The 6,987-nt window shown below is 41.7% G+C and carries 9 protein-coding genes; 5 read left to right on the top strand and 4 right to left on the bottom strand.

Annotated features, from left to right (window positions below; all coding sequences use genetic code 11):
• Positions 1–659 precede the first annotated feature (659 nt).
• The 3 genes from V8G47_RS10390 to V8G47_RS10380 all read left to right on the top strand — a co-directional run bounded on the left by V8G47_RS10390 (position 660) and on the right by V8G47_RS10380 (position 2,283).
• Entirely contained in the window at positions 660–920 is a 261-nt protein-coding gene (locus V8G47_RS10390) for a stage VI sporulation protein F (protein WP_034763965.1), read from the top strand.
• A gap of 167 nt (positions 921–1,087) precedes the next feature.
• Complete coding sequence (locus V8G47_RS10385) at positions 1,088–1,360, top strand: hypothetical protein (RefSeq protein WP_336200051.1); 273 nt, start codon at positions 1,088–1,090, stop codon at positions 1,358–1,360.
• A gap of 26 nt (positions 1,361–1,386) precedes the next feature.
• Complete coding sequence (locus tag V8G47_RS10380) at positions 1,387–2,283, top strand: MBL fold metallo-hydrolase (protein ID WP_336200050.1); 897 nt, start codon at positions 1,387–1,389, stop codon at positions 2,281–2,283.
• Here V8G47_RS10380 and V8G47_RS10375 read toward each other — a convergent pair.
• The 4 genes from V8G47_RS10375 to V8G47_RS10360 form a co-directional block, all read right to left on the bottom strand.
• Positions 2,280–2,954, bottom strand: a complete 675-nt coding sequence (locus V8G47_RS10375) for a DUF421 domain-containing protein (protein ID WP_336200049.1) — start codon at positions 2,952–2,954, stop codon at positions 2,280–2,282. The two genes, V8G47_RS10380 and V8G47_RS10375, sit on opposite strands and share 4 nt — an antisense overlap.
• A gap of 110 nt (positions 2,955–3,064) precedes the next feature.
• Complete coding sequence (locus V8G47_RS10370; protein ID WP_336200048.1) at positions 3,065–3,487, bottom strand: GNAT family N-acetyltransferase; 423 nt, start codon at positions 3,485–3,487, stop codon at positions 3,065–3,067.
• Positions 3,488–3,490: 3 nt separating this feature from the next.
• Complete coding sequence (locus V8G47_RS10365) at positions 3,491–4,009, bottom strand: YjcG family protein (protein ID WP_034763515.1); 519 nt, start codon at positions 4,007–4,009, stop codon at positions 3,491–3,493.
• 161 nt (positions 4,010–4,170) lie between these two features.
• Positions 4,171–4,893 carry an alpha/beta hydrolase gene (locus V8G47_RS10360; RefSeq protein WP_336200047.1) on the bottom strand — a complete coding sequence of 241 codons (723 nt, stop codon included), beginning with the start codon at positions 4,891–4,893 and terminating at the stop codon, positions 4,171–4,173.
• Between the two features lie 150 nt (positions 4,894–5,043).
• On the opposite strand from V8G47_RS10360, the gene V8G47_RS10355 reads away from it, so the two are divergent.
• Both V8G47_RS10355 and V8G47_RS10350 read left to right on the top strand, forming a co-directional pair.
• Positions 5,044–5,598, top strand: a complete 555-nt coding sequence (locus V8G47_RS10355; protein WP_336200046.1) for a phosphatidylglycerophosphatase A family protein — start codon at positions 5,044–5,046, stop codon at positions 5,596–5,598.
• A gap of 295 nt (positions 5,599–5,893) precedes the next feature.
• A complete protein-coding gene (locus V8G47_RS10350; protein WP_336200045.1) occupies positions 5,894–6,889 on the top strand; it encodes a TAXI family TRAP transporter solute-binding subunit in 996 nt (331 codons plus the stop codon).
• Positions 6,890–6,987: the final 98 nt, after the last annotated feature.

Genomic DNA, 6,987 nt, shown 5'->3' with positions numbered 1-6,987 from the left:
AGGGAGACCCTTCCAGTCTCTTAACGCAACGCGTAAGCATGAATTCCTTTATTTTGAACAAATAAGAAAAAAAGGGAATGCATTTGGCTAATATGATACTTAAAAAATTTTTAAAAGAGAATAAACCGGTTGTAAGCCCTGATATAATAACCTTTCCCGAGGGAGTCGAGCACCTTCCGCTCCAATCAACTTAAAGCATAATGTTTAAAACATGATTAATATAAACACCTTTTCTTGAAGAATTAGGAGCTGCCTATCTTATACAGAAGTAGATGGGTAGAGCTTCAATTCTGTAGTAGCAGTCATGTTTATAAAATTGGTTTTGTTCCTCCATCCTGGGCTCTGTCACTCTAATCCTATTTGATGGCGAGGGGAACCGCGGAGACTCCTGCGGAAAACGGGCGTGCCGAGACCCCGGAAGCGAGAGCTGAGGAGGCTCGGCCGTACGTCCGCGGAAAGCGTAGCGGTTTCCCTTGCCATCCAAACGTACACTCATAGACAGAGCCTGAGCAGACGATATGTATGAGAAACAGTAACCCTTGCTTAAAGGGATTTTGTTTTAAGAATGCTACATCCAATTTTTAATTATTTTGGTATTCAATTCACGCTCCTGGGTTTTTTACATATGATGCTTATAGTTAAAAGGAGGCGTGATGGAAATGAATAATAACTTTTTTAAGAATTTAGAGAAGAAGACAGGCGTTAACATGAACGAAGTGTTAGAGCTTGCGAACTCTTTACAAAATGCAAACTTCAAAGATGAAGCAACGGTCAGAAGCGTCATCAAACGTGTATCTAAAATCGCCAATAAACCTGTAAATAAGGAAATGGAAGATAAGATTGTCCAATCGATCGTGAACGATGGGAAGCAATTGGACTTCGGAACAATCTCCAACATGTTAAACAAGGGAAAAAAATAAAAGAAGAATCAAAATCAAGGAGAATGGACATAAAAAAACGTGAAGCCACGTATTTTATGTTAATTCTTCTTTCTTTTTTATAAGAATTTTTCAGAGACAGGAAAGTAAGCGTGAGTACGTTTTTAACAATCTGAAATTGGGTAATTAAAACCAAGGAGGTCATAAAAATGGGATATATTGCGCCGATTCCTCACTATCAATACAAACAATATCAGGAAAGAGAAATCAAGGTTGATAAACACCACTTCAGCTTTTTCCCCATACAACCGATTAAACCACTGAAAAATAAATCACAAGCCCACCCAGAAGGAGCAGACGAACATGTTCCGCATTCCATTCAAGGAAAGGCTCCATACGAGAAACTTAGGAAATCATCCATTCCCTCCACTTTATTGGCACAGCTCACAGGAAAAGGAAAACACTTTAACGAATATGTGTAGTGAACCGATTCTATGGAGGTATTGACTTGAAACTACAGAAATTCACAGAACGTTGCTTTGCATTTACGGGTGCGGTTACGATTGGTTATTGTGTAAAAGATGGAAAGGGGCTTTTGATCGATAGCGGATTGGATGATTCGGCAGTGAAGAAGGTGAAGAGGATATTGGACGGAGAGGGACTCCCCCTCGATTATTGCGTGATCACCCATGCCCACGCCGATCATTTTGGCGGTGCCTACCACCTTAAGAGTAAGTATGATATTCCATTGTTTGCCCTGAAATTTGAAAAAGCCATCATTGAGAATTCCATTTTAGAACCCATCTATTTGTTCAATGGGGCTGTTCCTATAAATGACTTAAGGAATAAATTTCTTGAGGGACAGGCAGTCGAGGTGGATGGAGAACTATTTGAAGGAGAAAACATCATTGGTCCGTTCACCTTCGACGTCATTGATTTACCAGGGCATTCGCATAGTCAGGCAGGTCTCCTGATTGATGATATCTTATATGCAGCAGACAGCTATTTTGGAAGTGATACGTTAAAGAAGCATGTGATCCCCTTTATTGTGGATGCAGACCTTACACTGGAATCGTTAGAAAAACTCCTTCACATATCCTGTAAAGGAGCGATCCCGGGTCATGGCCGATTCGAAGAAGACATCACTCAAACAGTAAAGGAAAATATCGAACTCCATGAAGATAGAATGAACTCCCTTTTAGCTGTGGTAAATACAAGTCCTAACGGAAAGACAATCGATCACATCATGAGGGAATACTTGGAACTACATACGATCACCGTCTCGAATGTGGGGCAGTGGCTGCTACTCCGAACATCGGTCACCGCATACCTCACTAGTCTTGAACGGAAGAAGCTCCTGTCCTTTTTGATTCAAAATAATGAACTGATCATTAAACCCCGTTAATATCCTTGTACCAACAAGGTTTTTCCCTCTTCCCATTCAGCGTAAAGCACGTCTTTGGAGGAGCGGAAGCCTTGTTTTTTTATTTCACTCATTAACCAGCTATCTTCTTGTCCGGCAAGGGTTAAGTTATCATGGACAATTTCACCATCTACTATAAAGGCAAGAGGGAGGGTGGCTGCCTTGATGGGGAGTTGAAGATCCTGTCGTTGAACCATATCATATAGCGGCTTTCGGATGACGCTCAACGTTCCGTCTGATTCAAGAAGAGCATATTCACATTCTCTAACAGAAAATACATCCTTTGCCCGAAGTAAATGCTGAAGCTGATTCAAATCCAGATGATTCTTTTTGAGTTCTTCAAAATTGATATGTCCTTTATTGATGATTAACGAAGGGGTCCCCTCAAGCATATGGCGGAACCGCCTTGACTTTTGAGTGAAGAATTCAGTAATGAAGATCAGGCTTCCCCAAATGGAAATGGCGGCGAGAATTTGGTAGACGGTTGTTTTCCCGTCATAAAGGGAGTTTCCCACGAGCTCACCAAGAATTAAAGCGGAAATGAAATCAAAGGCAGATATTTGAGTGATTTGTGTTTTTCCGAGGATTTTAGTCAGAATGAGCAGTGCAAAATATCCGACGATCAATTCGATGGCAATGGACTTGATTTCCATGATATTCCCCCTTTCCATACCTTTCACCATTATCGCCGGGTTGGGTGGTGAATATACGAAGGGATAAACAAAAAAGAACAGAGAATCCAGGACTGGACTCTCTGTTCTATTCAGATGGTTTTTTTCATTGTTTTATGAGGGATGCCGGCATCCAGGAACTCATCAGAAGTAACCTGATAGCCTAATCCTTCGTAAAAAGGGATGGCATATGTTTGGGCATTTAATTTCAACTGTGATAATGGCTGCCGCTTCGCATACTCTTCAATGGCGAGCATCAATTTACGCCCTGCACCTTTCCCCCTGATGGATTTAAGGACGCAGATCCTTTCTACTTTCCCAACTCCAACGAGAATGCGGAACCGTCCGGCCCCGACCGCCTTGTTATCCTCATAAAGAACGAAATGAGTGGAGTCGTTTTCATACTCATCGATTTCTTCTTCAAGGGGAACCTGCTGTTCCTCTACAAAGACCGTCTTTCGTATATGGAATACCTCTTGGATTTGATCCTCTGTCTTGGCAACTTCGACGTTCACCGTTTACTGTTCCTTCCCTAATCGGAAAGTTTCGTACACGGTCCATGAGCCATTCTCTAACTGATAAAGTAAGTGGAAGCGGTCGATTATTTCTTCATGGTCGATACCCAGCATGCTCAATGATCCAAAAATATCCGAATGTTCATCATTCGAAAGCTTTTGGGCAATCGTGATGTGAGGAACGAAAGCGAATTCCGGTTCGTCACCCATGAAGTTTTGATTATGCATGTCATCGTGCAACCCTTGAAGTTCAGGTTTTGACTCGACCTTGAAATAAATCACATTGTTTACAGGTTGAAAGGAACTTACTTTGTACACCTTTAAATTAAATGGATCGTATTTCTTTGAAATCACGGAAAGCTTTCCTGCGATATCTTTAATTTGATCGTCGTCTGCACTAAAGACATTTTTCAATGTCAAATGTGGCGGAACCAATGCATAATGAGGATCATAGCGTTTCCTGTAAGAGTTCGCGATATCTTGTAGCTTTTTCGATGGGAAAATGACTATACCATAATTCATTTTCTTCAATCCTCCTCTATTTAACTATCATTGTCATATGTATAGTATAGCAAATTTTTCAAAAATTTAATATAGGGCGAACGAAAGAGCAATGGGATGATTACTGGAGCTTACGGCTGATCTAAAGAGACAAGGGAAGCACCCCTTGCCTTTTAGGTCAGCTAAAACATCAATTTTAATGCACGTTTTAAATCAGGCTGCCAATGCTTCCATGTGTGGTCCCCGTCAAATTCATCGTAAAAGGAACTGAATCCTTTATGATCGAATGTTTCATGAAGCTGTCGGTTTGGTTTCAAGAAGTCCTTTACTTTTCCATCTGTCGTTTTCACTTCGGTTTCCTGCTTACCTATTATATGGTAAATGCTAAGCAGATGAGGCTGTGTGAAGTCTTCCACGGCATCAAGGACTTTTTCGTTGACGAATGGCGATTGAAGGAGAACCTTACCGAATGTGTTCGGATATTTCAATGCAGTCATCAAAGACACGGTTGCACCCAATGAATCTCCGATAAGGGCGCGTCCCATCCCCATATGATACGTCGGATAATGCTCATCTAAATAGGGGGCCAGTTCATGGGCCAGAAAGCGGATATACGCATCGTTTTCCTCACCATGGGGATGATATTTCCGTCTGCGATCCTCTACGTCTTTGTATGGCACCCCCACTATGATCATATTTTCGATTTCCTTCTTTGAAAGCAGTTCATCCGCGAGTCGTGGGATCCTTCCCAGCTGGAAGTAATCTTTGCCATCCTGGGCAATGAGCAGGGTGTATTTATAAAGGGGAGAGTAGGTTGCAGGTAAATAAACCAGCATCTTCATCTCTTCGTTTAATTCTTTGCTAAAGAGGTTTAATTCGGTTACAGTTCCTCTTGCAGTTGTCATGACGATAGCCTCCTATGATCAGTGTTAACGTTTACAGAAAGATTGTACCATAATCTCTTTCATAATTCCCAAGAGCGGATTGCAATACGAAAATTCTAAAGAGTGTTATAATTTTTATACAATCAGAACTGTTTCGAAAGGGGAATGACGATGAATAAACCTGTTCATTCAAGAGATGTTACCAAAGCTGCACTCCAAAGATTGAAAGATCGAGGAGTGACCATAGAAGATATTGCTGAAATCGTCTTTGAAATGCAGTATCCATATAATCATGGGCTTACTATGGAAGATTGCATTGATAGCGTGAAGAGAGTCTTATTAAAGAGGGAGATTCAGCATGCCATCCTTGTCGGGGTGGAATTGGATCAGCTTGCTGAAGAGAAGAAGCTTTCTGAACCACTTCAATCGATCGTGGAAACGGATGAGGGCTTGTTTGGAGTCGATGAGACCATCGCACTGGGGGCCGCCCTTGGATATGGAAGCATAGCCGTGACCACTTTTGGTCACCTTGACAAAAATAAGATAGGCATCATCCGTGAGTTGGATACGAAAAATGGAAAGGGTGTCCATACCTTTTTAGATGATATAGTAGCAAGCATCGCTGCAAATGCATCTTCAAGGATTGCCCATAGCGTGAGGGACCGTGAAGAGAATATTTCCGAAGAAGATAAGTTGAAGTTCGAGGACGAGGAATTAATCGGCTAAAAGACAACCTGATATATAACAGCGAGGGGCTGAAGGAAGAGATTCATCTTCAGTCCTTTTTGTGTGGACAAATATACGCGGGGGGTGAAATGGACGGTGATTCCTGTAACCGCTTTATACATTTCCTATACATTTTAGAGGTTGAGGATAAGGGGAACTGTATGACACGGGATTTGCATTAAGGGGTTTTTTATGAAGAATGTTAAAAGTTTATGTATTTGATTTGACAAGATTGTTACAGATTATGTTACAATTATTTCGTTAACGTATAAAATTTAATAGGGGGAATTAGAATATGAAAAAACGCAGTTTATTCCTAAGCACTGCACTACTTCTAGTTCTATCTGTCGTTCTTGCTGCATGTGGCGGCGGATCAGGTGGAGGTTCATCATCTGATGGTGAAGGTAACAAAGAGGTTGACTTCATTGGAATTGCTACAGGTGGAACAGGGGGTACATATTACCCGTTGGGCGGAACATTCGCTAAGATTATCGAGGATGAAACCGGAATCAAGTCTTCAGCATCCACTTCAGGTGCATCTGCTGAGAATATGGCCGCTGTGAAAGACGGCAAAACTGAAATCGCTTTTACGCAAACGGATATTGCATCTTACGCGTCTGAGGGTACAGAAATGTTCAAGGACAACAAGGTAGAGAACGCAAGAGGTATTGCGACACTTTATCCAGAAACAATCCAGATCGTTACAACGAAGGATTCAGGTATCAAATCAGTGGAAGATCTTAAAGGGAAAGTCGTTTCTGTAGGTGAAGCTGGTTCTGGTACATTACTGAATGCCACTCAAATCCTTGAGGTTCATGGTATCAAGCTGGAAGATTTAGAAGCTCGTAATCTATCATTTGATGATTCAACGACAGGGATCCAGGACGGTACCATCGATGCTGCATTCATCACGTCTGGTACTCCGACTGGAGCGGTTGAAGGTTTGGCAGCAACGGAAGACATTTCGATCGTTCCTGTTGAATCAGGAAAAGTGAGCGAGCTGATCGAGAAGTATCCTTACTACTCAGAAGATGAAATCCCGGCCGGAACATACAGTAAAGTGGATGATGCAGTGACTACGGTTGCCGTTCGTGCCATGCTTGTGACGAACGCTGACATTTCTGAAGATGTCATCTACGATGTTACAAAGGCCATTTTTGAAAACACGGATAAAATCACCCACGCCAAAGGTAAGCTGATCAAAGCTGAAGATGGACTTAAAGGTATGGGAATCGAATTACATCCTGGTGCAAAGAAATACTTTGATGAAAAAGGAATTTCAATGGAATAGTTTCACACCAGAAGATGGACGAAGGGATAGGCCGCTTAATACGGTCTATTCTTTTGTTTTGGTTCGAGCTAATTCCAAGCCTTCACCAATACGGACAA

The sequence above is a fragment of the Rossellomorea sp. LJF3 genome (assembly GCF_037046045.1).
In the GTDB taxonomy this organism is placed as follows: domain Bacteria; phylum Bacillota; class Bacilli; order Bacillales; family Bacillaceae_B; genus Rossellomorea.
This window is presented reverse-complemented; position numbering and strand designations above follow the sequence as displayed.

Coding starts and splice junctions, on each gene's coding strand:
- V8G47_RS10385 (WP_336200051.1), top strand. CDS start 1,088: ATGGGATATATTGCGCCGATTCCTCACTATCAATACAAACAATATCAG.
- V8G47_RS10360 (WP_336200047.1), bottom strand. CDS start 4,893: ATGACAACTGCAAGAGGAACTGTAACCGAATTAAACCTCTTTAGCAAA.
- V8G47_RS10375 (WP_336200049.1), bottom strand. CDS start 2,954: ATGGAAATCAAGTCCATTGCCATCGAATTGATCGTCGGATATTTTGCA.
- V8G47_RS10355 (WP_336200046.1), top strand. CDS start 5,044: ATGAATAAACCTGTTCATTCAAGAGATGTTACCAAAGCTGCACTCCAA.
- V8G47_RS10350 (WP_336200045.1), top strand. CDS start 5,894: ATGAAAAAACGCAGTTTATTCCTAAGCACTGCACTACTTCTAGTTCTA.
- V8G47_RS10365 (WP_034763515.1), bottom strand. CDS start 4,009: ATGAATTATGGTATAGTCATTTTCCCATCGAAAAAGCTACAAGATATC.
- V8G47_RS10390 (WP_034763965.1), top strand. CDS start 660: ATGAATAATAACTTTTTTAAGAATTTAGAGAAGAAGACAGGCGTTAAC.